Source organism: Marinococcus salis (assembly GCF_054971365.1).
The window spans coordinates 32152-58421 of record NZ_JBQOJB010000006.1 but is presented as its reverse complement, the minus strand read 5'-3'; the positions used below and the strand labels follow the sequence as shown (position 1 = coordinate 58421).

The window sequence follows — 26270 nt, the reverse complement described above, 5'->3', positions numbered from 1 at the left end:
GCCGTGTGAAAAAACAATTTGCCATTATCGGACTCGGCCGGTTCGGTGTCAGCGTCAGTACAGAATTGTATAAGCTTGGACATGACGTACTGGCCATTGATAATAATGAAGAAAAACTCGATGATATTACTAATCATTCTACGTACAGCGCCGTCGCTGACGGCACAGATGAAAAAGAATTAAGAAACCTGGGCATTACAAACTTTGACCATGTCATCGTTGCTATTGGTGATGATCTTCAGGCAAGTATTTTGTGCACTCTTTTACTGAAGGAAATGGACATTCCCTCGGTTTGGGTAAAGGCGCAGAATTTTCACCACCATAAAGTTCTCGATAAAATCGGAGCAGATAAAATCATCCATCCGGAGCATGATATGGGTAACCGTATTGCCCAGCATCTCGTTTCTGACCGGGTGATTGACTATATTGAACTTTCAGCAGAATATTCTATTATAGAAATTACCGCTCCAGCATCTATGCATAAAAAAACGCTGGCCCAGCTCGATATTCGTGCTAAATACGGCGTCACCGTTCTAGGCATCCGCCGCGGCAAAGATGTTAATATCTCTCCGACGGCCCAGGACCGTCTCTACAGAGAAGATATACTCATTGCCATCGGACATAATAATGATCTCCGGCGGTTTGAAGAGACCAACTAACCTTTTGACCATACAAAGAAGCAGCAGTACCCGTATCAACGGGGCTGCTGCTTTATTATGTATAATTAATTCCTGGATGATTAACGAAGTCACCGTGACCGGGGCAAGCACGATGATACTTTTTCTAAGAAAAAGAAATCGGCGGCTGATTCTTTGCCGTGGAAGCTGCAAACAGACCATGAAGCATTTCCTTATTCACTGTGATATCTTTAACCGTGTACTTATCAAGCACTGCTAAATAAGCTTTCAGAGCCTCTCCCAAAACACCCTGGAGCCGGCATCTTCCTGCTAAAATACATTGATTCGTTTCCGGATCAAAGCATTCCACCAGCGTCAGGTTATCTTCTGTCTGCCTTACAAGCCAGCCAACGTTAATTTCTTCCGGTTCTTTAGCTAAACGAATTCCTCCATTCCGCCCTTTCACCGTATGAATAACGCCAAGCTTCGACAACTCATGCCCGACTTTTGTCAGATGGTTGTATGAAATAGAGTATGCTGTCGATATTTGTTTAATGCTGTGCAGGGACTCGTCTTCATCATGAGCAGCCAAATACATTACCATCCGTAATGCATAATCCGTATAGGTTGTTAACTGCAAAGCCCTCGCTCCTTTTCATCCAGGATAGTGTTAGTTTATCACACCCCGTAAATGTTAATCTAATTAACTGCCCACAAAAAAGAAGAGACAGCGTCTCCTCTTTTTTGTGTGGTTTTTGCAGAAAAATGGAGCCTCAAATGCTCTGAATGAGCGATGATGCCACCGTAAAATAAATAAGCAGACTGATAATATCAGTGAGTGTTGTAATGAATGGGCCTGAAGCAATGGCCGGGTCCAGTTTCAGCTTGTTAATCACAAGCGGTACAAGTGTCCCGATAACACTGGCGACTCCAAGCGAAATCATAATGGAAAAACCGACAATAACTCCTATCAGAGGCTCCCCGTAAAAAAGATACAATAAGATCGTAATTACAATACCAGAGGCAACCCCAATCATAATCCCCGTGGAAAACTCCCGGCTTATAGTCCGCCACAGCCCTTTTCGCTCAATATTTCCAGTTGCAAGCGCCCGCACGGATACAGCAAGCGATTGTGTACCTGTGTTTCCCGCTGACCCCATAATCATTGGGATAAAAGCCGCAAGCAGAACGACGCTTTCAAGTGTGCTTTCAAACCAACCGATCACCTGGGCTGTAAACAGCCCTAAAAACATCAGTAGAATAATCCAGGGTGCCCGGAGCCTAGCTGCTTTAAAAGCGTTAACACTTACATCCGTAGAGCCACGGGAACCTGAGATTTCTCCGATGTCCTCGGACGCTTCTTCTGCAAGCACATCGAGTGCGTCATCTACCGTTACGATTCCCACAAGCCGGCCTTCATTATCAATAACAGGCGTAGCTAGAAAATCATATTTTTGTATCAGCTGGGCGACCTCTTCCTGGTCATCCTCTACGTGAACGGAAACGACCCGGCTGCTCATTACTTCGGCCACGGTGCGGTCTGAATCCGCTACAATCAAATCACGGATCGATGCAACCCCGGCAAGTTTATCCTGTGCATCAACTACATACAGATAATAGATCATTTCTGCATCCGGCCCTTCCCGCCGAAGATGCTCGATTACTGCCTCAATCGTGTCCGCTGCTTTGATAGAGACAAATTCTTTTGTCATGATGGCCCCGGCTGTTTTATCTTCGTAGGCCAGCAGTTCCCGTACGTCGTTGGCGCCCTCTTGATCCATTGCCTGCAGAATATGAGTCATCTGCCTTGGCTCGAGCTCTCCTAAAAAGTCAGCAACATCATCTGCATACATATTATTGTACACTTCGGCAGCGTACTGATCGTTCAACTGCAATGCTACTTCTTTTTGTACTTCAGGTTCAAAGCTGTCAAACACTTCGGCAAATTCTTCCGGAGACAAAAATTCGTAGACGACCGCCCGCTCTTCATCAAGCTCCAAAAAGACTTCTGCCTGGTCCGCAGGATGCAGATCCAGAAATAATTCCCGAAACGTTTCCATGCGCTCCTGCTGCAATGATTCTGCTATCAGCCCCACGAATTCTTCCCGTGCTTGTTCATTTAATTTCTCCATCCTTTTCCTCCTCTCCAGGCCGAAACAGGCAACCGCGGTTATTCTTTCTGCCGACTGCTCTCTTTCCACTGTTTCAAACAAAAAACGCCTTCCACCGTTGGGAAGACGTGCATAATCAGCCAATCACCATATATGCCCGTTCTGTTCCCCTTCGTCGAGCTTTAGCACTGCACAGCGTAGGAATGTATCATCCAGCTTCATTAAAAAACACCTTAATTCGATGAATTCTGTTGACCCATTGGCGTCTTTAGACATTTTTGGGCAGAAGCTTCTATCTATGCAGGAGCCTCACCTAACGAGATTATAACTAGCAGTAACGTTGAATATAACGCTGCTCTCTCTTTTTGTCAACGCAGGGAGCATTCTTTTCCACTGAACATATTCCCTTTCCTGTCGATATAAAAAGAGAGATTTTGACTTTTAAAGACAGGACGTCCAATGATGCGAAACGTATATTTGTTTTTTATAATCACATTCCTATTCACATGCTTCTTATCCCTCGGCGGCCTTTTTTACTATTATTACACTATAACTGCTGGACAAAAAGAGAAAATAACAACGGAGCCCTTGCACGAAGAAGCTTCTACAATTTCTGGCCCGCAGACCATTCTGGTGGCAGGCACAGACAAAGAAGAAACAGCCTCCCGCGCAGATGTCATTATGATTGTCTCTATTCATCCTGATAATGAATCCACTCTGTTATTTAACATTCCAAGAGATACTAAAGTTTACATTCCGGGCAGGGAAGGCACGGATAAAATAAATCATGCCTACAGTTATGGAGGAATGCCTTTATTGAAAAAAACATCTGAAGAATTTCTGGACACCTCCATTGATTTTACAGTCGAAGCAGATATGGAGGGTTTTCGGGAAATTGTCGATGCGTACGGCGGGGTCACCGTCCAAAATGACTTAACCTTTACTAAAGATGAAGGAAAGCCTTTTACTTATACAGAGGGAGAGCTTCATTTAAATGGGGATCAGGCCCTCTATTATGTCCGTATGCGTAAGCAGGATCCAAAAGGGGATTTGGGAAGAAACATTCGTCAACAGCAGGTGCTCGAAGCACTGCTTGAAAAAGCAAAAAGCCCGGCTACTCTGCAAAAAGCGGAAGAACTGCTTTACGCCCTCGGTGACCACATACAAACGGATATGACGTTCCAGGATATCCGCAGCTTTTCTTATCACTACACCCCTGCCCTCTCCCAGATCCAGACGACTGAAATCCAGGGCAGCGCTGCTGAGCAAAACGGTGTAAGCTATTATCTTGTTTCTTCCGAAGAACAAATGAAAACGCAGCTTCGCCTTGAACGGCACCAAACAGGTAACAGCTATTAATTCTTCCAGCCACTAGCTTAGGAGTTTGGTTTCTCCCTGGCCTCACTTCGTTTCCAAATCAGAAAAGAGACCGCGTTGTATCCCGCATGGGCAGCCGCAGCCCCCCACAGCGTTCCCTGCCATAAAAGCAGGCCGCCAAGCAGGAGCCCCAGGACAAAAATCCAGGCGTGGATCAGCTGTTGGCCGGCATATTGCGGCACGTGCACCAGCATAAAAATAAAAGCGGAAACACCTAACGCAAGAAAATCCGGCAGTATAAGCACCAGTGCGCCAAGCACCGCTGCCCGAAACAACATTTCTTCTGATACCGCTGCTCCTGCTGTCACAGCCCAAAAGCTTCCACGGCGGCGAATCAGCTCCTTTAAGAGATCAGTATATGTATTGTCCGGCACGGCAAACCATTGTTTTTCGTGTGCCCACCAGGCGAAAAATCCCGCCGCTATTCCTGTGCAGAGCCCGGTAAAGCTATCGGAAACAGCTGAATTGAAAGGAAATAAACCGCTTATATATCTCAAAGCCTCCCCCTGAAATACAGCAGCAACAACGCCAACACCAACTGCAAACAGCAGCAAAAAATTCAACCATAGAGCACGGCCGGAGATCCGGGACCCTGAACTATTCATCATAGCTGCTTCCTCCTGTGATTGTTATATAAAAACAGCCGGCGAGCTTAGCCGGCTGTTTATCTGTTTCTTATAGTTCGTTGAGTGCTGCAATAATTTCTTTATCGCCACTGATTAAATCAAATTTCTTGCGGATAGTGCCCGGCGTATCCAGAGAAGCTGCGATTACTTTCGCTACATCCGCACGTGGAATTTCGCCCTTTTCATTTAGTTTTTGCTTTAACTCTACTGTGCCGCTAGGATCATCGTTTGTAAGCATCCCCGGCCGTACAATAGTATAATCAAGACCGCTTTCTTCAAGGTAGTCATCCGCCACTCGTTTAGCAATAAAGTAATGGCGCATTTTTTCCGGGCCGTTCTCTGGTTCGTCTGTATTCATTGAACTTACCTGGATGAAGCGTTTCACTCCGTGGGCTTTGGCTGCTTCTACGGACTTTCTCGAACCCCACAAGTCGATAATGGTAGTTTTATCAGGGCCAGTATGCCCGCCTGAACCCGCTGCGAAGACAGCTGCATCCTTACCGGCAAATGCGTCGGAGATATCCCCTTCCAAATCACGGACTGCTGTCTCGTCCGCGCCCAGGCTCTTCAGCTCTTCAGATTGTTCTTCCTTTCTAATTAACGCCGTCACATGATGCTCCGTTTTTTTCAGTTCCTCCACCAGATGACGTGCAATTTTTCCGTTCGCTCCAATTACCAATACATTCATTGCAAGACCTCCTTCGATTAACATTCCATGGTGATATTCCCATAACCTTCACAAAATAAACACAAGCCTCCCCCCTTTCGCTTCGGACCGTCAATATATACGGTGAAGGAGGTGAGACACATGGCTCAGCTAACAAGAACTAATCTTTCATTTGAGTTTTATCTAGGTCCCGGTGAAGACGGAAGCGGCGAATACAAACGAAAAACATTCCGCAATATAACCCCTGAAATTTCAGATGATGATCTGCAGGAAATTGCGAATGGCATTGCTGCTCTTCAGTCCCACGTCGTACAAAGCCTCGAGCGCAACAACGAGTACAGTATGCAGGTCCCGGTGTAAAAGCCCGGAATAATTTTAACCGCAGGAGGTGAAAATGATGAGCAAGCAATTACAGCTTCGTTTTGAAAGCGATTATGGCAAAGCTACTACCCTTTCCATTGAGGATCCAGCAGAACCTGTTGATGAAACAGCAGTAGAAGCATTAATGGATAGCATTATTGCTAAGGAAGCCTTTTTCACAAGTGATGGCATTGTTACTAAAAAAGTGTATGCAAGAGTCGTGGAACGAAATGTGAACACTGTCTGGGAAACCAATTAACCCGCTTCCCTCAGCCTCTCGGGCTGGGGGATTCTTTATAAAGGAGGATTTTTCGTGGAGGAATGGATAAAGTTAGCCGGAGACCAGGGAGCCGCTGTAATGCTAGCCTTTTTTCTCGTTTACCGGATGGAGCGTAAACTGGATACACTTATCTGGACCGTGCAGAGGCAGAATGAACAGCTCTTTTCCTTTTCCGGGAGAGCCGGGGCACTAAAGAATTCTACACACGCCAAAAAACCATAAACAAAAGCCAGCCGTGATCCGGCTGGCTTTTATTGATTTTTGTGATGAGCGAAAAAGTAATTTTTTGAATGATAGCGTACGCTCATTACAATTCCTAAAATAAACATTGTCCCGACAAGCGAGCTTCCTCCGTAGCTGAGAAGCGGCAGCGTAAAGCCAGTAACAGGCAGAAGGCCAAGGCTTTGACCAATATTTTGAAATATCTGGAAAGCAAACAGCCCAATCACGCCTGCGCAGATGTACTTGCCATAAGCGTTATGTGAACGCATGCTAATCAAAAGGATCTGGTACAGTAGCACAAAATAAAGGGTAATAACCATCGCGCCGCCCAGAAAGCCATGCACTGAACCAATAACTGCAAAGATAAAGTCCGTATGGGCTTCCGGAATATAAACCTGGGTTCCGTCATTGCCAAACAACCTTCCAGAGCCGATAGCCGTCAGTGCTCTTGCTGTTTGAAAACCAGCATCCTGATTTTCAAACGGATTCAGCCACCCCTGAATTCTGCTTACCTGGTAAGGGTCCATATTAGAAAATACAAACCGCTCCATCAAATTGGGAAACTGAAAAAATGAAACGACAAATCCAAGTATTGCTAAAAGCGGCCCTCCGATAGCTACTACCAATATTTTATAGGAAATGCCTGAAACGACTAAGAGAGAAACGAAAATAGCACCTACGAGCATGACGCTCCCCATATCCGGCTGCGTCGCCAAAAGCAGAACCACCGGAAGTGTCGGCAAAAACATTTTCCCTATAAGTATAAAGTCAGAGCGCATATTTTTGCTTCCACTGTACTCTGTATGGTGATTGTAAATAATAGCGCTGAGCGTCAAAATCAGGAAAATCCTCATGAATTCCGCTGGTTGAAACTGGCCGAGGCCCGGTATGATATACCATGATTTCGCTCCATTGATTACCGGGGCGATACTTGAGGGAGCGACCAGCAGCCCTGCCAAAAGAGCCAGCCCCACAGCGTATAAAAACCAGTGCAGTACCAAGTAATACTCAAAATCAAAATGTAGAACTACCATCATAATCGCAAAAGCCAGCACGAAAAAAATAATCTGCTGAATCATAAAATTACCTTCATACTGTTCAAGCTGCTGTGCCTGAAAAATGTAGAAACAGCTGACTACTGAAAATAAAAACAATACGAACATCATATTGATATCATACTGTTTTTCTTCGGTCGATTGATGTAAACTCATGGAAGCATGTCCCCATTATATAAAATTTCGGACGCACGGCGTCGCTGTTAACATCATACCTTGTTCTACCTGCGGCGTACAGTCCTGTGAATATTTTTACCGTTCTCCTTCTTCGGTTTTTGCGCTTCCCTATAAGAAACAGGGCTGTTTTCCTCATCGTAAAGGAGAACAGCCCTTTGAATCAAACAGACGCCGTATCCAACGACTCGGCTACTGCATAGACATTTAATAGAGTGAACACGCGGTTTTCTTTCTTAACTACATTCTTTAAATACATTTGTTCTTCTTTCGACATTGCCTGAGGCGGCGCTCCGATTTCACTTTCAAATATATCCATCACGTCGTTAGCCGCGTCCACAATAAGGCCAGCATGGTTGCCTTCAAGAGCTAAAATTAAAATTCTCGTTTCTTCCGTATATGAGACTTCTTCGTAGGAAAGCTTTTTTCGAAGATCAATGATTGGAATGATAACACCCCGTAAATTAATTACCCCGCGTACGCTTTTTTCTGCATTCGGTATACGAGTGAAATTCTGCATTCGTTCGATCGACTGGACATAACTTACTTCAACCCCGTATTCTTCGGCCTCCAGCCGGAATATAATGACTTTTTTCACGGCGTTTTCTTCTGTCATACTATCTTTTCCTCCTTACAATAGAGCATTCGTATCTACAATTAATGCTACATTGCCATCACCAAGGATCGTTGCTCCGGATATGGCGCGCACGTCCCTGAGGTAATGGCCAAGCGATTTCAGTACGACATCCTGCTGGCCAATAAAGCTGTCGACGACCAGGGCGGCCATTTTTTCCCCTTTATGAACCACTACTACAGAATAATTTTCCCGATCCCACTCCCGTGCCACTGGAACTTCAAACACATCCTCCAAAAACATCACCGGGATAATGTTTCCGCGAAAATCAATCATTTTCCGCTTGTGCACATAAAATATGCTGTCGCTCTTAATACTTGCCGTTTCTACAATCGAAGTCAGCGGCAGCCCGTAATGCTCTTGTCCTACATCCACAAGCATTACATCAATAATTGAAAGAGTCAGCGGCAGCTGAATACTGAACTTCGTCCCCTTCCCTTTCTCGGAATGCACACTGATTACACCGCCGAGCGACTCAAACGTGTTTTTCACAACATCCAGGCCTACACCGCGCCCCGATAAATCAGTCACTTTATCGACAGTGCTGAATCCTGCTGAAAAAATAAACTGATGAATATCGTAATCCGTCAGGGCGTCCGCATCTTCTGCAGCTATTACTTCGTTTTCTACTGCTTTTTTCAATACACGCTCCCGGTCAATCCCGCCGCCATCATCCTCAATTTCAATATACACATGATTCCCGCTGTGATAGGCACGAAGCTCTACGTGTCCCTCTTCCGGCTTGCCGTTCTGCCTTCTTTTTTCGGGCATCTCAATTCCATGGTCGATCGAATTTCGTATAAGGTGAACGAGTGGGTCCCCGATTTCATCAATAATAGAACGATCGAGTTCTGTTTCTGCCCCGATGACTTCAAGTTCAATCTGCTTGCCAAGGTCTCTAGACAGGCTCCGCACCATTTTCGGAAAACGGCTGAACACTTGGTCTACCGGCACCATTCGCATATGTAAAATAATTTCCTGCAAGCTTCCGGTCGTCCGGGACATTCTTTCGACTGTCTCTGTCAACTCACTGCTTCGTATTTCTTCGGATATACGCTCGAGGCGCCCGCGGTCAATAACCAGCTCTTCAAAGAGGTTCATCAGCTTATCCAGCCGGTCGATGTTAACCCGGATCGTTTTGTTGGTATCAGCACGCTTCCGTTCTGGAGCACTGGTTTCTTTCTCAACTGGAACCGTTGGCTTTTCGGAACTTTCCCGGTTCTCCGTTTTACTCCCTAGTTCAATTTCCTCTACCAGCACTTCTCCAATTTCGGAAATAGAAGCTATCCGGCTGACCAATTCTTCTTTTGCAGCGGCGGTCACTACTGCTACAGTAAATTCGTTATCAAACCGTTCTGCTTCAATATCTGAAGCTTCCGGCACAGATTTAATAACATAACCGTCTGCTTCAAGAGCTTCAAATACCATATAGGCACGTGCTGCTTTTAGCATGGCATGCTCCTCAAGTACGACTTGAATTGTATATGCCTGCATTCCGCTATCCACCGACTGGGCGATTACTGCCTGGTCGTATTCGTTCCAATCCATGGCAACACTCTTTGTTTTTTCTGTTTTCAAAGCTGTCTCAGATTGAGTGCTTTTGCCAAGAAGCTTCGCCGTAATGGCCTGTATATCTTTTTTTCCATCGCCACCCGAAGCGATATTTTCTACAATTTCTTCAGCTATATCTGCTGCTTCAAGCAATACATCCATCGTTTCTGCATCTGCAAGCCTTGTTTTTTCACGCATTTGGTCAAGAACATTTTCGAGGGCGTGCGTCACATTCGTCAAATCATCGTACCCCATTGTCCCGGCCATGCCTTTCATCGTGTGGGCTGAACGAAAAATTTCCCCGATAATCGTTTCATCCTCCGGTTGCTTTTCAAGTTCCAACAAGTGGACGTTAATCGCCTGAATGTGCTCCTGGCTTTCTTCAATAAACATATCCAAATATTCTGTATGGCTCATGCCCGTACCTCCGCCTTTTGAACTCAATACTAATCAATGGTGAGCTGTAACATCATCTTCTCTTTTTATATCGACAGCCCGGAGCAGGTATTTGAGATAAGAGCAGAGTAAAATTTTTCTTTCAGGGATTCGGGCAGCCTTGCGGCTTCAGGAAAGCATAAAAGCCCCCGCTATATGTGACGGAGGCTTCTTCATGCTTTTCATGTTAATTTAAATCAAAATGTTGGCCATTCACTTCATAAACCACCCACTCTGCCAGGTTGGTTGTATGATCCGCAAACCGCTCGATATAGCGGCCGATAAAAGATAGCTGAGTAATATCTTCCAGCAGTACTTCATCGGCTTTCTGCCGAAGCTGCTTCTGTATAAATGATTTGTATTTACTGTCCACATGATCATCTAAAGAAGCAACACGTTGGGCGTGCATCAATTCCTGATTCTCATATGCCTCCATGGCCTGGTCAAACATTTGCTTGGCAATTTCCGCCATATCAGTTAACTGGTCAGTATCATTCCGGCTTCTATTTTCACTTAATCTGGCTGAGCCTTTGGCAATATCTACTGCAATATCCCCCATTCGTTCAAGATCACCAGCCATTTTTAAAGCCACAATGCATCTTCGAAGATCGGTAGCCACCGGCTGCTGCTTGGCAATGGTCAGCATTGCAGCATCCATGATTTTCAGCTCCATGGAATTGATGTTTTTATCGTCTGCAACAATATTTTGGGTAAGTGATTGATTGTCATTGATTTTTAGGGCGAGCAGGGATTGCTCGAAAGCATACTTCACGTATTTTCCCATAGCGAGCACCTCTTGTTTTAAATACGTCAAATCCTGCTCGTACGACTTTCGAACGCCCATTATATAACCTCTTTCTTCCGGATCAGCCGAATCTGCCGGAAATATAATCTTCGGTTTCCTTTTTTTCCGGTGAGGAAAAGATTTTATCTGTTTGATCATGTTCTACAATGACGCCATTTAAGAAGAAAGCTGTACTGTCCGAAATCCGGGCGGCCTGCTGCATATTATGGGTAACAATAACAATCGTGTAGTCTTTTTTAAGCTCCTGGACCAGTTCTTCTATTTTCAGCGTGGAAATCGGGTCCAATGCTGAGGTAGGCTCATCCATTAAAATAATATCAGGCTCGATCGCGAGGCAGCGGGCGATACATAGACGCTGCTGCTGGCCGCCGGAAAGGCCGAAAGCATTTTCTTTCAGCCGGTCCTTCGTCTCATCCCAGATGGCTGCTTTTTTTAAGCTTCTTTCTACGATTTCATCAAGCGTTTTTTTATCTTTAATGCCATGAATTTTCGGGCCATACGTGACGTTGTCGTAGATTGATTTTGGAAACGGGTTCGGGTTTTGAAACACCATACCTACCTTAGTCCGTAAATATTCTACACTAAAATTCTTTGCAAAAATCTCATTTTCCCGATATTTGATAGAGCCGTTTGTTTTCACAATCGGGTTCATTTCGGTCATTCGGTTTAATGTTTTAATAAATGTCGATTTTCCACAGCCTGAAGGACCAATAATAGCTGTCACAGATTTTTCCGGGATTTTCATTGAAATGTCCTGCAGCGCATGGTTATCAGCGTACCAAAGATTCAACTGCTCAACATTGTAGGCAAGCGGTGCTTTTTCCTCGGCATTAATACTATTATCCTCTACTGAACGGTTTTCATGCTTGGTTTGCATCTGGCTACCCCTTTCTTTGTGCCTTTTATTAAAAGCGCTTCTGGAATTTACTTCTGATAAATACAGCAATCGAGTTCATAACCAAAAGCATCAACAGTAAAATAATGATCCCAGCTGCTGCAATATCCTGAAATTCCTGCTGTGGCCGGCCGGTCCAGTTATATATCTGAACCGGCATTGCTGTGAAATTCGAAAATAGGTTTGAAGGGGTGGAAGCGACGTATGTTAACGCACCAAGCACCAGGATAGGAGCTGTTTCACCGATCGCCCGGGATAAAGCTAGAATGGTGCCTGTTAACACCCCCGGCAAAGCTGTAGGCACAACAATTCTAAAGATTGTCTGCCATTTTGTTGCCCCCATCGCATAGGAGGCATGCTTAACATCTGTCGGCACTGCGCTGATAGCCTCTCTAGAAGCCACAACGATAATCGGAAGCACAAGCAGGGAGAGCGTCAGTCCCCCAGCAATGACGCTTGCTCCCATGCCCATGAGACGGTTAAATATTGTAAGCCCCAGCAGGCCGAATACAACAGACGGGACACCAGCAAGATTCGAAATGTTAGTTTGAAGCAAGTTTGTAAATTTGTTTCGAGGTGCGTATTCCTCCAAATAAACAGCAGTACCGACCCCTAAAATAAATGAAACAGGTGCCGTAACCAGCATGAGCCAAATTGTGCCAGCTAAGGCAGCCAGCAGTCCGGCATCTTCAGCGTTTCTTGACGCAAAATTAGTCAAAAGGCCCCAGTCAAGGAAGCCTGCTCCCTGGGTGACTATTCGTACCAGTAATATGAGAAGCATTGCTATACTAAAAGCTGTAGCGGTAAAGCATACACCCTTGAAAACTTTATTCCAAATCTGTCTTTTACTTAACTGCGGGGAGTTTTCCTTCTGTACTTCCTGCGGTACTGTCGTATTTGCAAATTTCATTTAGTAATCCTCCCGGAATCTGCGGGAAATGTAGTGAGCCAGCAGATTCATAGCCAAAGTAAAGACAAACAACGTCATTCCGACAGCGTAGATACTGTAGTAAATCGGGGTACCAAACCCTGCGTCTCCCTGAGTTGCCTGCACAATGTAGGCAGTCATAGTCTGTACAGCCCCTGTCGGATCGAATGTCATTGTTGGACTCGCTCCACCGGCCACTGTTACAATCATTGTTTCTCCAATCGCCCGGGATATTCCCAGAACAAAAGAAGCAATAATGCCTGACAAAGCTGCCGGCATAACTACTTTTACGGTCACTTCCATTCGGGTGGCCCCTAAAGCAAAAGCGCCCTGGCGGATCGAATTTGGCACAGAACTCATTGCATCTTCCGAAAGGCTTGCAATCATTGGAATGATCATAACACCAACGATAATTCCGGGACTAAGCGCATTATAAATATCCATCCCTGGTATAATGGATCGTAAAATCGGTGTAACAAACGTAAGAGCAAAAAAGCCATACACAATTGTCGGTATGCCTGCCAATACCTCAAGAACAGGTTTTACTGTTTTACGTACTTTTTCCGATGCGTATTCACTTAAATAAATAGCAGCGCCCAGTCCGAAAGGTACTGCCACAAGCATAGCAATTCCTGCAATCATTAATGTCCCGTTCACCAATGGCCAAATACCATACTGTGGGTCAGAGAAAAATGGATACCATTCCACAGAAGCGAAGAAATCAGCAAACGGCACATTACTGAAAAATGTTATTGTTTCAAATAAAAGAGTAAAAACAATACCGACAGTAGTAAGTACCGATATTAAAGCACAAATAAAAAAGACAATAGGCATCAGCTTTTCCATGAAACTCGATGAACCCGAACCTTTGGTTCTCTGCTCGATTCGTTCACTGACCGAGAGTTTTGAACGATCTTCCATTTCTGCACATCCCCTTAACAGATAATTCCCTAAGTGCAAGGATAAAAGCAAGGGAGTATATTCTCCCTCGCTTCTCCGTGCCATTTTCTTCTATTGATTAACTACTTCGTCAATCTTTTGGGCATTTTCTTCATACACTTCCTCTGGAGCCGCTACGTATCCTACTTCTTCCGCTAAACTTCCTGCGTTTTCATTCATGAACCGCACATACTCCACAACATCTTCGTTCTGCTGAAGAGATTCATTTTTCACATATGTGAACAACGGGCGCGCAAGTGGGTATGATTGATCGTTAATTGTTTCCTCGCTAGGCTCAATACCTTCATTTCCGTCTTCTTCCGGTACGATTGGAACTGCTTTTAAGGAATCCTGATTTTCTGCATAGTACGCATAACCGAAGAAGCCGATAGCGTTCTGGCTGCCTGCGACACCGTTCACCAGTACGTTATCATCCTCGGAAAGCTGTGCTTCACGGTTAATGTCTCCTTCTTCAAGCACTGCTTCACTGAAATAATCGTACGTGCCGGAATCCGTGCCTGGCGCGTAGATATCAATTGGCTCCTCTGGCCAGCTATCACGAATGTCAGACCAGTTCTGTGCATCACTTCCATCTGCAAAGATTTGTGATAATTCTTCAAATGTTAAATTGTCCACGAAGTCATTTTCCGTATTTACAGCTACGGTGATGCCGTCGTAAGCCAATTCCAACTCGGTATATTCAATACCCGCTTCTTCCAGCGCCTCTTCTTCTTCCTGTTCAATAGGACGCGAAGCGTTACTTAAATCTGTTTCGCCAGCAATAAAGCGTTCAAATCCTCCCCCGGAACCCGAAACCCCTACAGGAGCTTCGATATCCCCGTGCTCCTGCTGAAACTCTTCGGATACTGCCTCCATAATCGGAAAAACCGTAGAGGAGCCGTCAATAGCAATATCCCCAGAGCCTCCGCCTTCCTGGCCAGCACTTTCTTCTCCGCTGCCTTCACTGCCGGAACTCTCTTCCGAACCCCCGGGCTCTTCTCCCCCGCCGCCACATGCGGATGCAAATACTGCCAGCGTAGCGAATGTTGGAATCATCCATACTTTTTTAAAGTTCAAACCAACTTCCTCCTCTTTATTTATGTAGTCAAGGCAAAGCAACTCTTTTGCTCCCAGTTCTTAGTATAGGACTTAATTATTAAGAGAAAGTAGCTGAACTGTTAAGAATTTGTAAAGGTAAAAATGCTTCCGTTTTCATTTAAACACAAAAAAATCATTCCCCCCGGGAGAAATGATTTCTGCTTCATTCGATAGTTAACTTGAGGCCCGTTGCTGCAAGCTCTACGGGACCAGAAAATATATTTTCTGCTTCTTTTTTTAACTGTATGTGCTCTCCGAAATGAGGAAGATGAGTCAATATTAATTTTCCTGCTTCAGCTTTTTCAGCTAGTTTTGCTGCTTCTTCGGAATTCATATGTCCGGCAAATGACCCATCCTGCCCGGCATAAAAACTCGACTCTGCTATAAGTATATCCACCCCGGCAGCTGCCTGCGCAATTTCGGGTATATATGAAGTGTCCGCGGTAAAAAACAGGCTTCCGGAAGCCGTTTCAATCCGAAAACCAAAGCAGGGCACAGCGTGTTTTACAGCCACAGGAGTAATAGTAAACGGCCCAGCTACAAACGGATCCTCCGCCCGGTATTCTGTCGGCTGTACTACTTCTTTATAAAAAAGGCGCTGAAAGCCTTCTTCATCCTGCCGGTGCGCATAAACCGGCACCTGATGATGCTTTTCCGGCCAGAGTATAGGTTCAAGCAGGCGATAATACTGAAAAGCTCCAAAATCACCTACATGATCCTGGTGGTAGTGGGAAAGCAGTACAGCATCAATTCCGCTAAGCTCTGTATAATGCTGCAGCTGGGAAACCACCCCGCTTCCGCAGTCAAGCAACAGCTGAAATCCTTCTTCTTCAAGCAGGTAACCGGAAGCTGCTTCCCCTGCCTCCGGAAACGCATGCCAAAAGCCTATAATCGTTATTTGCATTTCCCCCGCTCCCTTCAAATAAAAAAATCCGTTTAAACAGAAAATATCTGTTTAAACGGATACAAACGTTACGCTTCTTTTGCATAAACGCTCACGCGTTTACGTTTTTTCCCGACACGCTCAAATTTCACAACGCCGTCGATTTTGGAGAAAAGAGTATCGTCTCCGCCTTTACCGACGTTGTTGCCAGGGAAAATTTTCGAACCGCGCTGGCGGACGAGGATAGAACCACCGGTTACGTGCTGGCCATCGGCGCGTTTGGTGCCCAAACGCTTGGAAATGGAGTCACGACCGTTTTTTGTACTACCTACCCCTTTTTTCTGAGCAAAGAACTGCAGGTCTAATTTCAACATCAACATTCACCTCCTATGCTCTTCAATTGATATAAATTCACCGTATTGATCAGCTATGGTCTCCAAAGAGACAATCATGCCCTCTGCCAGCAGCTGCATCTGTTGGTTATCCTCTTCAGTGCTTTCTTCCGGAAGCACACAATGAAAATAACCGCCTTCTGTGCCTAAATCCACTGTTGGATCTGTATGGCAGAGAGCCGCCATCGCATTAACAGCCCCAAAGGATACTGCCGAGGCGCCGGCACATACTAAATCATAACCGTAAGGGCCTGATTCAGCGTGACCGGTCATGGTAACAGAACGAATACGCTCTGTTTCATCGCGGCTAACAGTGACCCGTATCATAATTACGCATCAATGCTGTTGATTGTAACTTTTGTGTATGGCTGACGATGGCCCTGCTTACGGCGGTAGTTTTTACGTTTTTTGAATTTGAAAACGATGATTTTCTTGTTACGGCCTTGTCTTTCGACTTTGCCTGTAACTTTAGCTCCCTCCACAAAAGGAGAACCAACTTTCACATCGTCGCCTCCGACAAATACTACATTGCCGAATGTTACTTCATCTCCAGCTTCTCCGTCCAATTTTTCAACGAAGATAGTCTGGCCTTCTTCTACTTTTAACTGTTTTCCACCAGTTTCAATAATTGCGTACATTTCTGCACCTCCTAATCACTTAGACTCGCCAATACAGGTGCCTTTCCAGGGCTTAAACCTGTTCTTGTGCGGTTGTAGTTTGGGTGCTTCCAAACAACTAACGTTACAAATAATAGCATATATTAAAAACGAAAGTCAATTCCCCGCTGCTTCATTTGAGCTTTCAATGCCTCATTTCTTTGTGCTGCTACTTCAAGACTTCCCGCATAGCGCACAATGATCTCCTGTTCTGTCGGCGCAGAAACAATGAACAACCGTCCCGGCGCTATTTGCTGCAGGGCTTCATACAGCGCTTTGCCTTCCCGGATGAGCAGCCGGTCCGGCACCTCTAATACAATCGCATCCACCTCTTCTTCCTTCCAGGCGCCGAGCATTCGTTTCGATTTTTCTGCGAGTTCTTTTTCCGACAGTCTCCAGCCTTTACCGTATTCAGTTCCATAGGGTTCGAGTATGTGTTCTTCGAGGCTCTGGCGGGAACGCTGCCGGGTCAGTTCCAGAACGCCAAGTGCAGAGAAGCCGGCAATTCGGATCTTCTGCGGATCCTCATCTGATTTTTCTTCTAATGCCTGCATTAAACGCCTCCGGTCTTTTTCGTCATGCATGCGTATAAAATCAATCATGACCATCCCGGAGAGATTTCTTACACGCAGTTGATGCATTACTTCTGCAGCTGCTTCGAGATTCGTTTTTATGATCGTATCCTCCAGACCATGCTTTCCGGTAAACCTTCCCGTGTTTACATCAATCGTGACGCACATTTCTGTTTTCTCGATCTGTAAAAATCCTCCGCTTTTCAGCCAGGCGACAGGCTTCAAAGCCCGCTCGAGATCCGCATCCACATTCTCTCTTGAAAAAATGTTTTCCGGATGGTCCAGCAGCACAAATTCCGGCCGTTGTTCCAGCGCCCGCCCGCTGAATTGTGCCTTTGCTGTTTCCACCGCTTCTTTTGTATCTGCAACAATTCTTTTTATTTGCTCTCCAGGCACATAAGCCAGGCATTTTATTAAAAAGTGTTCTTCCTGCGACACCTTTCCCGGCGAAGATAAACTCTCCCCCCGGAGGATCATGTCCTGCCACAGGCTCTGCAGCTGGGATACTTCTTTTTTAATTACATCCAGAGGCTGTGTTGTTCCTTCTGTACGCACGATCAGCCCGTCCCCATTCAACGGCAGGGCTTCTTCCTGTTCGAGCCATTCTTCTTTTACAGCGTTCTCCACCTTTTGTGAAATAAACAAACCCGGCTCATCGGGGAGGTAGACACAATATTTTCCCGGCAGTGACAAATTTTCTTTAAGTTTGGCACCCTTGCTGGCCGTTTCTTCCTTCACGACCTGCACAAATAAATACTCCCCCTTTTTAATGAAACTTTTAATCCCCCGCTGCTTTTTTTCAGCAAGCGGCTCTTTCAGCAGCCGGTACGACATAATATTGTCCATGTGCAGATATCCTTTTTTCCCTTTACCGATATCAATAAATGCAGCATCCATGCCTGGAAGCACATCCACGACTCTTCCTTTATAGATTTCTCCGGCCGCCGTGTCATCCATTGCTGACTCGAAAAAGAACTCTTTCACTCTTCCATTATGTTTCAGGGCCGCTCTTGCTTCCCCGGATTTCATATTTGCAATTAATTCCATCGAACGTTCCTCCAGTGGTACATTTCTTTCTGAAAGAAAAAGACTGCCACTTGCTGGTGGCAGTCATTCAGTTAGACTTATTTTCTTCTCTGACCTTCGCCTTTTCGTGAAGAAGAGCAATCTGCGTAGTCAGCCGCTTCAGCTCCTGTTCAGAGGCTGCTTCCTGCATTTGTTTATTTAAAAGAGCCAGTTTCTGGCGTTCTTCATCGGAAAGATAAGGGTGCTTTTCTATAACGGTCATCAGTGATTCCTCCTTCGCGCATTCGGATAGATACTCGAAGCCTTTCATTCTGTAAAAACCTTTGCAGGAAAGACAGGCGATTCGGGAATCAGATCCAAAACAGCATGCCCTTTCATTGTTATTATACCACGCTGATCTTAAAGAAAACAAAATTGGCTTATCTGCCCAAAAAGGACAGGAAGAATGCTCCCTGTCCAAGTATCTGCTATGCTTTTATTCCGAATAAACTTTTCACTTTAGAGAAAAAGCTTTTCTTTTCTTCTACTGCCATCAGCGGCACCGATTCCCCTAGCAGCCGGCGCGCAATATTACGGTACCCCAGCGAAGCTCTGCTGTTGGGATTCATTGCAATCGGCTCGCCTTTATGAGCTGCTTTTAACACATGCTCCTCGTCTACAATCATCCCAAGCAGGTCTACTGCAAGTGTAGCTACGACGTCTTCCACGTCCAGCACATTGCCCTCTCTGGAAAGATCGCTCCGCACCCGGTTCACTACCAGCTTAGGCGGTTCAATGTCTTCATTTTCCAGGAGCCCAATGATACGATCAGCATCTCTGACAGCTGCCGTGTCCGGCGTGGTGACGACGATTGCTTTATCTGCGCCGGATACGGCATTCTTGAATCCCTGCTCAATACCAGCCGGGCAGTCGATAAGAATAAAATCGTATTCTGGGCGCAGTGTTTCTACAATCTCCTGCATTTGTTCCGGGTTCACCGCAGATTTGTCCTTCGTCTGAGCTGCCGGCAGCAAGTGCAGGCAATCGAACCTCTTGTCCCGGATTAATGCCTGCTGTACCTTACAGCGTCCTTCTGCGGCGTCCACCAGATCATAAATAATCCGGTTTTCCAGACCCATTACGACATCTAAATTCCGAAGCCCGATGTCGGTATCAATCAAACATACTTTTTGTCCCTGCAGTGCAAGTGCTGTACCGATATTAGCCGAAGTCGTGGTTTTCCCGACCCCGCCTTTTCCGGATGTAATTACTATTGCCTCTCCCACCAACGGTTCCTCCTTTCAGACCTTACATGCTCCTCGTTCCGGCTAACGGTTACCGGAAAGTGTTTTCGGCCTGACATGCTTATGTATATGAGACCGAGCGTAAATAATGCCCGAGCATTTTTGTTTCCTCAAATGCAATTGCCTTGTATTCTTCTCCAGTGACATACGCGTAGCCCGGACCTTCAATAGCAGGCTTCTGTTCCTGCTTTTCATGCTTTTCCGGTGCGTAGAAATACGTATCCGAAATAGAAATTTGTTTAGGAATCATTACTGAGGCACATACCACAGCATGGCTTTCACCTTCTGTGCCGGCTCTTGCTATTCCCTTTAATGCCCCGATAACATAAATGTTACCCGTAGCTTCGACTACTCCGCCGGGATTGACATCGCCGATAATCAGGATGTCGCCTTTTTTCCGGAGCACCTGGCCGGAACGGACGATCTGTGTGACAGAGGTCACCGTGGCTTTTTCAATGGCCTCGTGTGCTTCATCTTTTGTCATTACGTTCGAATGGACTTCATGCACCCGTACGGAACCCGTTTTGTTCAACACTTCCGTAATTTCTTCTTCGTGACTTTTACTTAAATAACGGTTCCCGGCATGCACACGGACTTCCACTTGAGGCCCGTTTTCAAACAAACGCTGCTCCCGTTCAATCTTCTTCTTTAATTCTTCAAGAAGTTCCTGATAAGAGCACTGATCATTTAATACAATGGTTAGTCCTTCTTTAGTGCCTTTAATCGTTACATAATTTCCATTGTTATTCGTCATATTTTCACCCCTGAACCCTTAAGCGCTCTCCATTCTTAGTAAATGTCGTTCTTTCCATTATACGGTTTCATTTCACAGGAATAAACAGCAAACCACTTCTTTTTTTTGAAAATTATCGCTGTCTGATCTTTTCCTGGTTTTCGATCCAGTCAAAAACACGGCGGAAAGGAACAAGAAGCAGTAAAGCAGCAGCTCCGTTAATAAGCCACGAAGCAATCATACGCTTCACTAAAAATTCCCCGAAAGAAAGTCCGGCAATGCCTAACAAAAAATAAATAAAATAGATGATTAGCTCAAATACGAAAAGCGCGCAAAATATGATCAGCCACTGCCATCCATAACTGTTTCGGACTACCGGCAGAGAATAGGAGCTCATATACGCAATAAAGCCAAAGCAGAACGTATAGATACCGAGAATCTGCGTGTACGTAAAATCATAGAGAAAACCAACAAAAACACCTGCCCATACTCCTGCGACCGGGCCGCGGTATATGCTGGTCAAAACCACCCCGATAAGCGCAAACCTTGGCATCCACACCCATCCACTTTCATTTTCCTGTGGAAAAAGGATTTCAAACCACGTTCCTTCGACAAGAAATAAGCAAAAGATCGATACGGGGATAAGAAAGCGCGTCATGACTCTCCGCCGCCTTCTTCACCGACCGGGTCCACGTTTTCTTCTTCTTGATTTTCCTGCTCCTGATCTTCTTCGAGTGAAGGGAATTCTTCACTCAAGTCTTCAATGCTCCGGTCTAAAACATTCACATACGTGAGGTCACTGAAGTCTGCCGCTGGTTCAATAAGGGCATTGTACGTTAAACCGTACTCATCCGGCTCAACGCTTTGTACTTCACCAATCGGGATACCGCTTGGAAACGCCCCGCCCATTCCTGATGTAACCACCTGCTGGCCTTCTTCAATTTCTGCATCGCTGCGAATTTTCCGGAGCATGAGGCCATCCCGGTCTTCGTCCCAGCCTTCAATAAAGGCGTTGACTGGATCTTCACCAGTATCAACGCTGGCGCTGATACGGTTTGTCCGTTCTCCGTCTGATAGCAATTGGACCGTGGAGGAAAATTCGGAAGCCTCTGCTACACGCCCGATAAGACCTTCGTTTGTAACGACAGCCATATCCTGTTCAATACCGTTTTGAGTACCCTGATTGATGCCAATCGTCTGTGTCCAGCGGTCAGGATTACGGTAGACAACAAGCGCCTGCCGGCTTTCATAGTCGCTCAGCATTTCCTGCGTCTCTGATGATTCCCGGAGCGTTTCATTTTCCTGACGGGTATTTTCAAGCTCTGCCGAAGTGGCAGCATACTTTTCGAGCTGCTGTTTGAGGGTTTTATTTTCCTCGTATGTATCCAGCAGGTTTTCCACAGCTTCGAAGCGATTTGCTGCAAAGTGAGCCGGGCGGCTGATGGTCGATTGAAAGACACCGACAGAGTCTCTTACAAACTCTTCCGGCCACGGCACCGATTCCCGTTCTCTCATAGAGAACCCAATGAGTATAACAAGAAGAATAATGCTTACCATCAAGATGATTAATCGCTTGTTGTTAAAAAAGTGCGGCATGGTTACCCACCTACTCTAAAGATAGATTAAGCATTCCGGCCTGAGCGGGATGTAATACCTGCTTTCGAGCGGAATAAATGAATATTTTCTAAAGCGCGTCCTGTACCAAGTGCCACACAATCCAAAGGCTCTTCCGACACTAAAACCGGCATATTTGTTTCTTCGCTGAGCACCCGGTCAATGTGCTGCAAAAGCGCCCCTCCTCCTGTTAACAGGATCCCGCGGTCCATTATATCCGCGGCCAATTCCGGCGGCGTCTGCTCAAGTGTACTCTTCACCGTGTCAATAATAGTCGATACCGTGTCTTTAAGACAGCCTGAAATCTCTTCAGAGGTAATTGTAACTGTTTTGGGAAGTCCGGTCACTACATCTCTCCCACGAATTTCCATCATTTCATTGTTTTCATTTTCTGAAGGAGGAGCAGCAGCACCGACTTCAAGCTTAATGGCTTCTGCTGTACGCTCTCCAACCATAACATTGTAGGTTTTTCTTATATACTGGATGATTGCTTCATCCATTTCATCACCGGCAATACGGATTGATTGACTTGTGACAATTCCACCGAGAGAAATGATCGCCACTTCTGTTGTTCCGCCCCCAATATCAACGACCATGCTTCCCGTAGGCTCCCATACGGGCAGGTCAGCTCCAATGGCTGCTGCAAACGGTTCTTCAATCGTGTAGGCTTCTCTTGCCCCGGCCTGTTTGGTTGCGTCTTCTACAGCCCGCTTCTCAACTGCTGTAATACCTGACGGCACGCACACCATCACGTTCGGCTTTCTTGAGAATATAGAACGTTTTTTGACCGATTGCCCAATAAAATATTCCATCATGGTAGCCGTCGTATCAAAATCAGCAATGACGCCGTCTTTCATTGGACGTATGGCCGTAATATTCCCTGGCGTACGCCCAATCATGTTTTTTGCACTGTGACCTACAGCTTCAATATTTCCCGTGTCTGTCCGTATGGCCACCACCGAGGGTTCACGAAGAATGACTCCTTCTCCTTTGGCGTAAACGAGCGTATTTGCCGTACCTAAATCGATCCCCAGGTCTCTCGTTCCAAACATCTATGTATATCTCCTCTCGTCTTGCAAAATGCATGACAGCCTTTTTTCAGCAGGTATTATCATTAAATTGTCTAATAAATTGTTATGTTGGATAATGGTTTTTCGGCATCCCCAGAATGCCTGTATGTAGTGGGGCGTTCAGCGGCCTTTAGATGAATAGTGTCATCTGCGGCTTTTTCGCACTTCTGACGCCCCGTTAATATGCATTAAATTATAATTGTCCCTGCATGCACTATTTTTTATTATACTGAAAATTATTTGAAAAACATAGGGTCAATGCACCTGTTTTTTTAGATAGGTGTATTTTCACGCCGGCCAATTTCCTCTTTTTTCAGAAAGCAAATAATTTTTAATCTGTTGTTTTACATAAAACCCTGCTCTTTCATACTCTCAAAGCGGTGATCGCCTACGATAACGTGATCAAGCAGCTCAATGCCCAGCAGTCTGCCGCATTCTGCCACCCGTTTGGTTACCTGAATATCTTCACTGCTCGGCGCCGGATCTCCGGATGGATGATTATGCAGACAGATAATCGACGCTGCTGAACGGCGCAGAGCTTCTTTAAATAGCTCCCTTGGGTGGACAATACTTGAATTCAGGCTGCCAATAAATAATGTCTGTTTATGGATAATTTGATTTTTAGTATTCAGGCATAATACTACAAAATGCTCCTGCTGTAAAAACCTTAGATCTTCCATCATGTATTCTGCTGCATCTTCCGGAGAACGAACAACGTACCTGTCCGGGTAAGAATAACGAAAGATACGCTTTCCCAGTTCGAGTGCTGCTTGCAGTTCCAGTGCTTTCGCCTTTCCAATTCCCGGGATTTCCATCAGCTCTTCTCTGGTAGCTTCTTTCAATAATGGCAGAACGTCAAAGCGTTCCATTACCCGGGCAGCTACTTCCAGTACCGGCGCCTGCTTTGTACCTGTGCGGAGAAGCACGGCCAGCAGTTCCTGTTCCGTCAACGCCTCCGCTCCTTTATGTTCCATTTTCTCACGGGGCCGAAACGGTTCTTTTCCAGCAGGCATTACAGTTACATTCATTAGTAATCGTCTCCTTCATGTGCGGGGATATAAAATGGGGGTTACAAAAACGATAGGTACCACTTCAGGCATATTTCTCCGGCAAACAAAGTAAATATGCCGCCAGCGGCAATAGCGGGAGCAAAGGGGAAAGGTTTTCCTATTTTAAAAATGCCAAAAGGATACAGGAGGAAAACAACCATAGAGGCTGTAAATACAGCAGCCGCAAAATTGACGGCAAGCAGGCAAGGCCCAAAGAAAAAACCGAGAGCGGTAAATATTTTCAGGTCACCGCCGCCCATCCCTCCTCTTGTCGTCATGATAATGGCTGATAAAAGGAAAAAACCGGCGACTGCGCCTATGAAGCTTTCGGTCCAGGCAGGCTCTTCCAACCAGAAAAATTTTAAAAGCACCGCTCCAAGTAAAAACAGAAGCGACACCCTGTCTGGAATGAGCATGGCTGTAATATCACTGATAGTAATAATAAAAAGGTAGGAAATAAGAAGTAAAGCTGCAGCGAATTCTGCCGTCAGCCCGAAGCGGGCATAAGCGAGGAAAAACAAGACACCACCGGCGCCTTCCATAAGAGGATAAATCGCAGAAATACGGTTTTTGCAGAAACGGCATTTACCGCCCAGATACAAATATGAACAGCAGGGGACTAAATCTCTTTTTTTGATCGGCTGGATACATACCGGGCAGCGCGAAGGGGGCCGCCACACGGACCCGCCGGTAGCCAGACGCATGCCGGCGACATTACAGAAGGAACTCACTATCATCCCTGCCGCTGTAATATATACAGCGAGCAATATGCTCATCACAACACCTCTTCCATTTTTTTCTTATTATAGCATGAATTTCTTTTTATTAGCTCGAAAATATATTAAAAAAGCAGAAGCCGGCGTGCTTCTGCTTTTCGTTTCATTATTGATTCCACTCCTGCGTCAGCTGGGAGATGAAATACAGGGATCCGGCAAACACGACCACGTCTTCCTGTCCCCGGCCCGTGTTGGCGTTTTCCCATGCTTCCTGCCAGCTCCGGGCTTGTTGAACATCTGCCGAATTGGCTGCCGCAATATCTTCCGGGGCTGCTGCCTGTGGAAAATCAAAAGGCACTGCTGTGATAGATTTTATATTCAATCCGTCCAGCTGGTCGAGCACCGGTGCCTGTAATTTATCTTCTTTCATGCCAACAATAAAGTGGAAACGACTGTTGGGATAGTGCTGTCTTAATGCTTCTTTAAGACTTTTCATGCCTTCTTCATTATGAGCACCGTCGAAAAGGACACGCTGTTCGCCAGGCGCATTTTCAAGTCTTCCCGGCCAGGATGCTTTCTTCAGGCCGGTCCGGATGTGCTCATCTTCTGCGGGCAGGGCGTAATACATTTTCAAATAACGTGTAGTAATCACAGCGGCTGCCGCATTCTCTACCTGATGCTCCCCGAGCATGGACACTTCGAGATCTTCCATGTCTCCAAGCAGGGAATAAAAAGAAAATTGGGTTCCCGATTCTGATGGTGCGAGGCGGCGGACATGAAACTGACGGCCAAGCTGGTAAAATTTCGAACGCTGGTAATCGGCAGCTTCCTCAAAAATGCCAGCAAGCTCTTCATTCTGTTCACACGTTATTACAGGTACCCCGCCCTTAATAATACCGGCTTTTTCCCGGGCTACTTCTTCGAGCGTGTCCCCGAGTATTCCCTGATGATCGTGCCCGATGTTTGTGATAATGCTCACCATAGGGTGGATCGCATTAGTAGCGTCCAGGCGACCGCCAAGGCCAACTTCCCATATGACTACGTCCGGAAACGTTTTTCTGGCAAAATACATTGCCGCGATGACAGTAATCACTTCAAACTCCGTCGGCGAACCAAACGGGGTGCGCGCAATACTCTCTACTACCGGGCGGAGTACTGCAGCAAGCTCCAAAAAATCCTCCTCACTGATCGGCTCTCCGTCTGTCGCAATCCGCTCACGGAAATGATGGATATACGGCGAGGTGAACGACCCGCAGACAATGCCTGCTTCTGTCATAATGCTTCTCGTAAATGCTGCGGTAGATCCTTTACCGTTTGTACCGCCAATGTGAATGCCTTTCAGCCGGCGTTCCGGATTGCCGACAGCTTCAAGCATCATATTCATCCGGTCAAGGCCCGGGCGGATGCCAAACGTTTCGAGTGAGTGCACCCATGCTTCTGCTTCTTTATATGTGTGCAAAATATACCTCCCTTTAAACAGCCATGCAACAGGCCCCCTGGCC

31 protein-coding genes, 1 riboswitch and 1 other annotated feature are annotated in these 26270 nt (G+C 45.9%); of the genes, 5 read left to right on the top strand and 26 right to left on the bottom strand.

What is annotated here, in order from left to right; translation table 11 throughout:
* Positions 1 to 5: 5 nt before the first annotated feature.
* On the top strand, positions 6 to 659 hold the full coding sequence (locus tag ACTTK6_RS07450; protein ID WP_079475850.1) for a potassium channel family protein: 654 nt from the start codon (positions 6 to 8) through the stop codon (positions 657 to 659).
* A gap of 124 nt (positions 660 to 783) precedes the next feature.
* Here ACTTK6_RS07450 and ACTTK6_RS07445 read toward each other — a convergent pair whose 3' ends face one another.
* Both ACTTK6_RS07445 and mgtE read right to left on the bottom strand, forming a co-directional pair.
* A complete protein-coding gene (locus ACTTK6_RS07445; protein WP_079475849.1) occupies positions 784 to 1257 on the bottom strand; it encodes an RrF2 family transcriptional regulator in 474 nt (157 codons plus the stop codon).
* 133 nt (positions 1258 to 1390) lie between these two features.
* Complete coding sequence (gene mgtE, locus ACTTK6_RS07440) at positions 1391 to 2749, bottom strand: magnesium transporter (RefSeq protein WP_079475848.1); 1359 nt, start codon at positions 2747 to 2749, stop codon at positions 1391 to 1393.
* Positions 2750 to 2888: 139 nt separating this feature from the next.
* Positions 2889 to 3056: riboswitch (M-box (ykoK) riboswitch) on the bottom strand.
* A 260-nt stretch (positions 3057 to 3316) separates the two neighbouring features.
* Between mgtE and ACTTK6_RS07435 the strand changes: the two genes are divergently transcribed.
* Complete coding sequence (locus tag ACTTK6_RS07435) at positions 3317 to 4087, top strand: LCP family protein (RefSeq protein ID WP_462833090.1); 771 nt, start codon at positions 3317 to 3319, stop codon at positions 4085 to 4087.
* Between the two features lie 17 nt (positions 4088 to 4104).
* Here the strand turns inward: ACTTK6_RS07435 and ACTTK6_RS07430 are convergent, their stop codons facing one another.
* Together ACTTK6_RS07430 and ACTTK6_RS07425 are read right to left on the bottom strand one after the other, a co-directional pair.
* A complete protein-coding gene (locus ACTTK6_RS07430; protein ID WP_462833089.1) occupies positions 4105 to 4713 on the bottom strand; it encodes a CPBP family glutamic-type intramembrane protease in 609 nt (202 codons plus the stop codon).
* Positions 4714 to 4780: 67 nt separating this feature from the next.
* Positions 4781 to 5419 (bottom strand): SDR family oxidoreductase, encoded by a 639-nt coding sequence (locus ACTTK6_RS07425; RefSeq protein ID WP_079475845.1) that lies wholly within the window; start codon positions 5417 to 5419, stop codon positions 4781 to 4783.
* Between the two features lie 120 nt (positions 5420 to 5539).
* Here ACTTK6_RS07425 and ACTTK6_RS07420 point away from each other — a divergent pair, with 120 nt between their 5' ends.
* From ACTTK6_RS07420 to ACTTK6_RS07410, 3 genes are read left to right on the top strand one after another with little or no spacing between them, the layout of a single operon-like run.
* Positions 5540 to 5758 carry a DUF1659 domain-containing protein gene (locus ACTTK6_RS07420; RefSeq protein WP_079475844.1) on the top strand — a complete coding sequence of 73 codons (219 nt, stop codon included), beginning with the start codon at positions 5540 to 5542 and terminating at the stop codon, positions 5756 to 5758.
* A 37-nt stretch (positions 5759 to 5795) separates the two neighbouring features.
* Positions 5796 to 6017 (top strand): DUF2922 domain-containing protein, encoded by a 222-nt coding sequence (locus tag ACTTK6_RS07415; RefSeq protein WP_079475843.1) that lies wholly within the window; start codon positions 5796 to 5798, stop codon positions 6015 to 6017.
* Between the two features lie 54 nt (positions 6018 to 6071).
* Complete coding sequence (locus tag ACTTK6_RS07410) at positions 6072 to 6260, top strand: hypothetical protein (RefSeq protein ID WP_462833088.1); 189 nt, start codon at positions 6072 to 6074, stop codon at positions 6258 to 6260.
* A 29-nt stretch (positions 6261 to 6289) separates the two neighbouring features.
* On the opposite strand, the gene ACTTK6_RS07405 is transcribed toward ACTTK6_RS07410, so the two are convergent.
* The 22 genes from ACTTK6_RS07405 to ACTTK6_RS07300 form a co-directional block, all read right to left on the bottom strand.
* Positions 6290 to 7471: an FtsW/RodA/SpoVE family cell cycle protein gene (locus ACTTK6_RS07405; RefSeq protein ID WP_079475841.1), complete on the bottom strand. Its 1182-nt coding sequence runs from the start codon at positions 7469 to 7471 to the stop codon at positions 6290 to 6292.
* Between the two features lie 181 nt (positions 7472 to 7652).
* Positions 7653 to 8105, bottom strand: coding sequence for a chemotaxis protein CheW (locus ACTTK6_RS07400; protein WP_094908477.1), 453 nt, complete (start codon positions 8103 to 8105; stop codon positions 7653 to 7655).
* A gap of 15 nt (positions 8106 to 8120) precedes the next feature.
* Complete coding sequence (locus ACTTK6_RS07395; protein ID WP_462833087.1) at positions 8121 to 10091, bottom strand: chemotaxis protein CheW; 1971 nt, start codon at positions 10089 to 10091, stop codon at positions 8121 to 8123.
* Positions 10092 to 10296: 205 nt separating this feature from the next.
* Positions 10297 to 10953, bottom strand: a complete 657-nt coding sequence (gene phoU / locus ACTTK6_RS07390) for a phosphate signaling complex protein PhoU (RefSeq protein ID WP_158219146.1) — start codon at positions 10951 to 10953, stop codon at positions 10297 to 10299.
* 22 nt (positions 10954 to 10975) lie between these two features.
* Positions 10976 to 11791 (bottom strand): phosphate ABC transporter ATP-binding protein PstB, encoded by an 816-nt coding sequence (pstB, locus tag ACTTK6_RS07385; RefSeq protein WP_079475837.1) that lies wholly within the window; start codon positions 11789 to 11791, stop codon positions 10976 to 10978.
* Positions 11792 to 11819: 28 nt separating this feature from the next.
* Positions 11820 to 12719 (bottom strand): phosphate ABC transporter permease PstA, encoded by a 900-nt coding sequence (gene pstA, locus ACTTK6_RS07380; protein ID WP_079475836.1) that lies wholly within the window; start codon positions 12717 to 12719, stop codon positions 11820 to 11822.
* The gene (pstC, locus tag ACTTK6_RS07375; protein WP_462833086.1) at positions 12720 to 13658 is read right to left on the bottom strand and encodes a phosphate ABC transporter permease subunit PstC; all 939 of its coding nucleotides are present in this window, start codon (positions 13656 to 13658) and stop codon (positions 12720 to 12722) included.
* Positions 13659 to 13748: 90 nt separating this feature from the next.
* On the bottom strand, positions 13749 to 14753 hold the full coding sequence (locus tag ACTTK6_RS07370; protein WP_233133331.1) for a PstS family phosphate ABC transporter substrate-binding protein: 1005 nt from the start codon (positions 14751 to 14753) through the stop codon (positions 13749 to 13751).
* Between the two features lie 184 nt (positions 14754 to 14937).
* A complete protein-coding gene (locus tag ACTTK6_RS07365) occupies positions 14938 to 15678 on the bottom strand; it encodes an MBL fold metallo-hydrolase (RefSeq protein ID WP_094908474.1) in 741 nt (246 codons plus the stop codon).
* Positions 15679 to 15746: 68 nt separating this feature from the next.
* Entirely contained in the window at positions 15747 to 16031 is a 285-nt protein-coding gene (gene rpmA / locus ACTTK6_RS07360; protein WP_022793178.1) for a 50S ribosomal protein L27, read from the bottom strand.
* A 6-nt stretch (positions 16032 to 16037) separates the two neighbouring features.
* Positions 16038 to 16376 carry a ribosomal-processing cysteine protease Prp gene (locus ACTTK6_RS07355; RefSeq protein ID WP_079475833.1) on the bottom strand — a complete coding sequence of 113 codons (339 nt, stop codon included), beginning with the start codon at positions 16374 to 16376 and terminating at the stop codon, positions 16038 to 16040.
* 2 nt (positions 16377 to 16378) lie between these two features.
* A complete protein-coding gene (gene rplU, locus ACTTK6_RS07350) occupies positions 16379 to 16687 on the bottom strand; it encodes a 50S ribosomal protein L21 (RefSeq protein ID WP_079475832.1) in 309 nt (102 codons plus the stop codon).
* 11 nt (positions 16688 to 16698) lie between these two features.
* Positions 16699 to 16771, bottom strand: a sequence feature (ribosomal protein L21 leader region).
* A gap of 38 nt (positions 16772 to 16809) precedes the next feature.
* A complete protein-coding gene (locus tag ACTTK6_RS07345; protein ID WP_462833085.1) occupies positions 16810 to 18324 on the bottom strand; it encodes an Rne/Rng family ribonuclease in 1515 nt (504 codons plus the stop codon).
* A 67-nt stretch (positions 18325 to 18391) separates the two neighbouring features.
* Positions 18392 to 18565: a hypothetical protein gene (locus ACTTK6_RS07340; protein ID WP_022793174.1), complete on the bottom strand. Its 174-nt coding sequence runs from the start codon at positions 18563 to 18565 to the stop codon at positions 18392 to 18394.
* Positions 18566 to 18770: 205 nt separating this feature from the next.
* Positions 18771 to 19568, bottom strand: a complete 798-nt coding sequence (minD, locus tag ACTTK6_RS07335) for a septum site-determining protein MinD (RefSeq protein ID WP_079475830.1) — start codon at positions 19566 to 19568, stop codon at positions 18771 to 18773.
* A gap of 79 nt (positions 19569 to 19647) precedes the next feature.
* Positions 19648 to 20340, bottom strand: a complete 693-nt coding sequence (gene minC, locus ACTTK6_RS07330; RefSeq protein WP_079475829.1) for a septum site-determining protein MinC — start codon at positions 20338 to 20340, stop codon at positions 19648 to 19650.
* A gap of 112 nt (positions 20341 to 20452) precedes the next feature.
* Positions 20453 to 20977 (bottom strand): rod shape-determining protein MreD, encoded by a 525-nt coding sequence (mreD, locus tag ACTTK6_RS07325; RefSeq protein WP_079475828.1) that lies wholly within the window; start codon positions 20975 to 20977, stop codon positions 20453 to 20455.
* Positions 20974 to 21915 (bottom strand): rod shape-determining protein MreC, encoded by a 942-nt coding sequence (gene mreC, locus ACTTK6_RS07320; RefSeq protein ID WP_094908472.1) that lies wholly within the window; start codon positions 21913 to 21915, stop codon positions 20974 to 20976. The genes mreD and mreC overlap by 4 nt, the downstream gene beginning before the upstream one ends.
* A gap of 26 nt (positions 21916 to 21941) precedes the next feature.
* Positions 21942 to 22985 carry a rod shape-determining protein gene (locus ACTTK6_RS07315; RefSeq protein WP_079475826.1) on the bottom strand — a complete coding sequence of 348 codons (1044 nt, stop codon included), beginning with the start codon at positions 22983 to 22985 and terminating at the stop codon, positions 21942 to 21944.
* A 362-nt stretch (positions 22986 to 23347) separates the two neighbouring features.
* Positions 23348 to 24031, bottom strand: coding sequence for a RadC family protein (radC, locus tag ACTTK6_RS07310; RefSeq protein WP_079475825.1), 684 nt, complete (start codon positions 24029 to 24031; stop codon positions 23348 to 23350).
* A 41-nt stretch (positions 24032 to 24072) separates the two neighbouring features.
* On the bottom strand, positions 24073 to 24828 hold the full coding sequence (locus tag ACTTK6_RS07305) for a prepilin peptidase (RefSeq protein ID WP_462833084.1): 756 nt from the start codon (positions 24826 to 24828) through the stop codon (positions 24073 to 24075).
* 106 nt (positions 24829 to 24934) lie between these two features.
* Entirely contained in the window at positions 24935 to 26227 is a 1293-nt protein-coding gene (locus ACTTK6_RS07300; protein ID WP_094908471.1) for a bifunctional folylpolyglutamate synthase/dihydrofolate synthase, read from the bottom strand.
* Positions 26228 to 26270 lie beyond the last annotated feature (43 nt).

Coding starts and splice junctions, on each gene's coding strand:
- pstB (WP_079475837.1), bottom strand. CDS start 11,791: ATGCAAACCAAGCATGAAAACCGTTCAGTAGAGGATAATAGTATTAAT.
- ACTTK6_RS07340 (WP_022793174.1), bottom strand. CDS start 18,565: ATGACCGTTATAGAAAAGCACCCTTATCTTTCCGATGAAGAACGCCAG.
- pstC (WP_462833086.1), bottom strand. CDS start 13,658: ATGGAAGATCGTTCAAAACTCTCGGTCAGTGAACGAATCGAGCAGAGA.
- rplU (WP_079475832.1), bottom strand. CDS start 16,687: ATGTACGCAATTATTGAAACTGGTGGAAAACAGTTAAAAGTAGAAGAA.
- ACTTK6_RS07305 (WP_462833084.1), bottom strand. CDS start 24,828: ATGAGCATATTGCTCGCTGTATATATTACAGCGGCAGGGATGATAGTG.
- minC (WP_079475829.1), bottom strand. CDS start 20,340: ATGACGAATAACAATGGAAATTATGTAACGATTAAAGGCACTAAAGAA.
- ACTTK6_RS07425 (WP_079475845.1), bottom strand. CDS start 5,419: ATGAATGTATTGGTAATTGGAGCGAACGGAAAAATTGCACGTCATCTG.
- radC (WP_079475825.1), bottom strand. CDS start 24,031: ATGAATGTAACTGTAATGCCTGCTGGAAAAGAACCGTTTCGGCCCCGT.
- ACTTK6_RS07405 (WP_079475841.1), bottom strand. CDS start 7,471: ATGAGTTTACATCAATCGACCGAAGAAAAACAGTATGATATCAATATG.
- mreC (WP_094908472.1), bottom strand. CDS start 21,915: ATGCCGCACTTTTTTAACAACAAGCGATTAATCATCTTGATGGTAAGC.
- mgtE (WP_079475848.1), bottom strand. CDS start 2,749: ATGGAGAAATTAAATGAACAAGCACGGGAAGAATTCGTGGGGCTGATA.
- ACTTK6_RS07395 (WP_462833087.1), bottom strand. CDS start 10,091: ATGAGCCATACAGAATATTTGGATATGTTTATTGAAGAAAGCCAGGAG.
- phoU (WP_158219146.1), bottom strand. CDS start 10,953: ATGGGCGTTCGAAAGTCGTACGAGCAGGATTTGACGTATTTAAAACAA.
- ACTTK6_RS07420 (WP_079475844.1), top strand. CDS start 5,540: ATGGCTCAGCTAACAAGAACTAATCTTTCATTTGAGTTTTATCTAGGT.
- rpmA (WP_022793178.1), bottom strand. CDS start 16,031: ATGTTGAAATTAGACCTGCAGTTCTTTGCTCAGAAAAAAGGGGTAGGT.
- mreD (WP_079475828.1), bottom strand. CDS start 20,977: ATGACGCGCTTTCTTATCCCCGTATCGATCTTTTGCTTATTTCTTGTC.
- ACTTK6_RS07400 (WP_094908477.1), bottom strand. CDS start 8,105: ATGACAGAAGAAAACGCCGTGAAAAAAGTCATTATATTCCGGCTGGAG.
- ACTTK6_RS07315 (WP_079475826.1), bottom strand. CDS start 22,985: ATGTTTGGAACGAGAGACCTGGGGATCGATTTAGGTACGGCAAATACG.
- ACTTK6_RS07415 (WP_079475843.1), top strand. CDS start 5,796: ATGAGCAAGCAATTACAGCTTCGTTTTGAAAGCGATTATGGCAAAGCT.
- pstA (WP_079475836.1), bottom strand. CDS start 12,719: ATGAAATTTGCAAATACGACAGTACCGCAGGAAGTACAGAAGGAAAAC.
- ACTTK6_RS07355 (WP_079475833.1), bottom strand. CDS start 16,376: ATGATACGGGTCACTGTTAGCCGCGATGAAACAGAGCGTATTCGTTCT.
- ACTTK6_RS07365 (WP_094908474.1), bottom strand. CDS start 15,678: ATGCAAATAACGATTATAGGCTTTTGGCATGCGTTTCCGGAGGCAGGG.
- ACTTK6_RS07345 (WP_462833085.1), bottom strand. CDS start 18,324: ATGGAATTAATTGCAAATATGAAATCCGGGGAAGCAAGAGCGGCCCTG.
- ACTTK6_RS07430 (WP_462833089.1), bottom strand. CDS start 4,713: ATGATGAATAGTTCAGGGTCCCGGATCTCCGGCCGTGCTCTATGGTTG.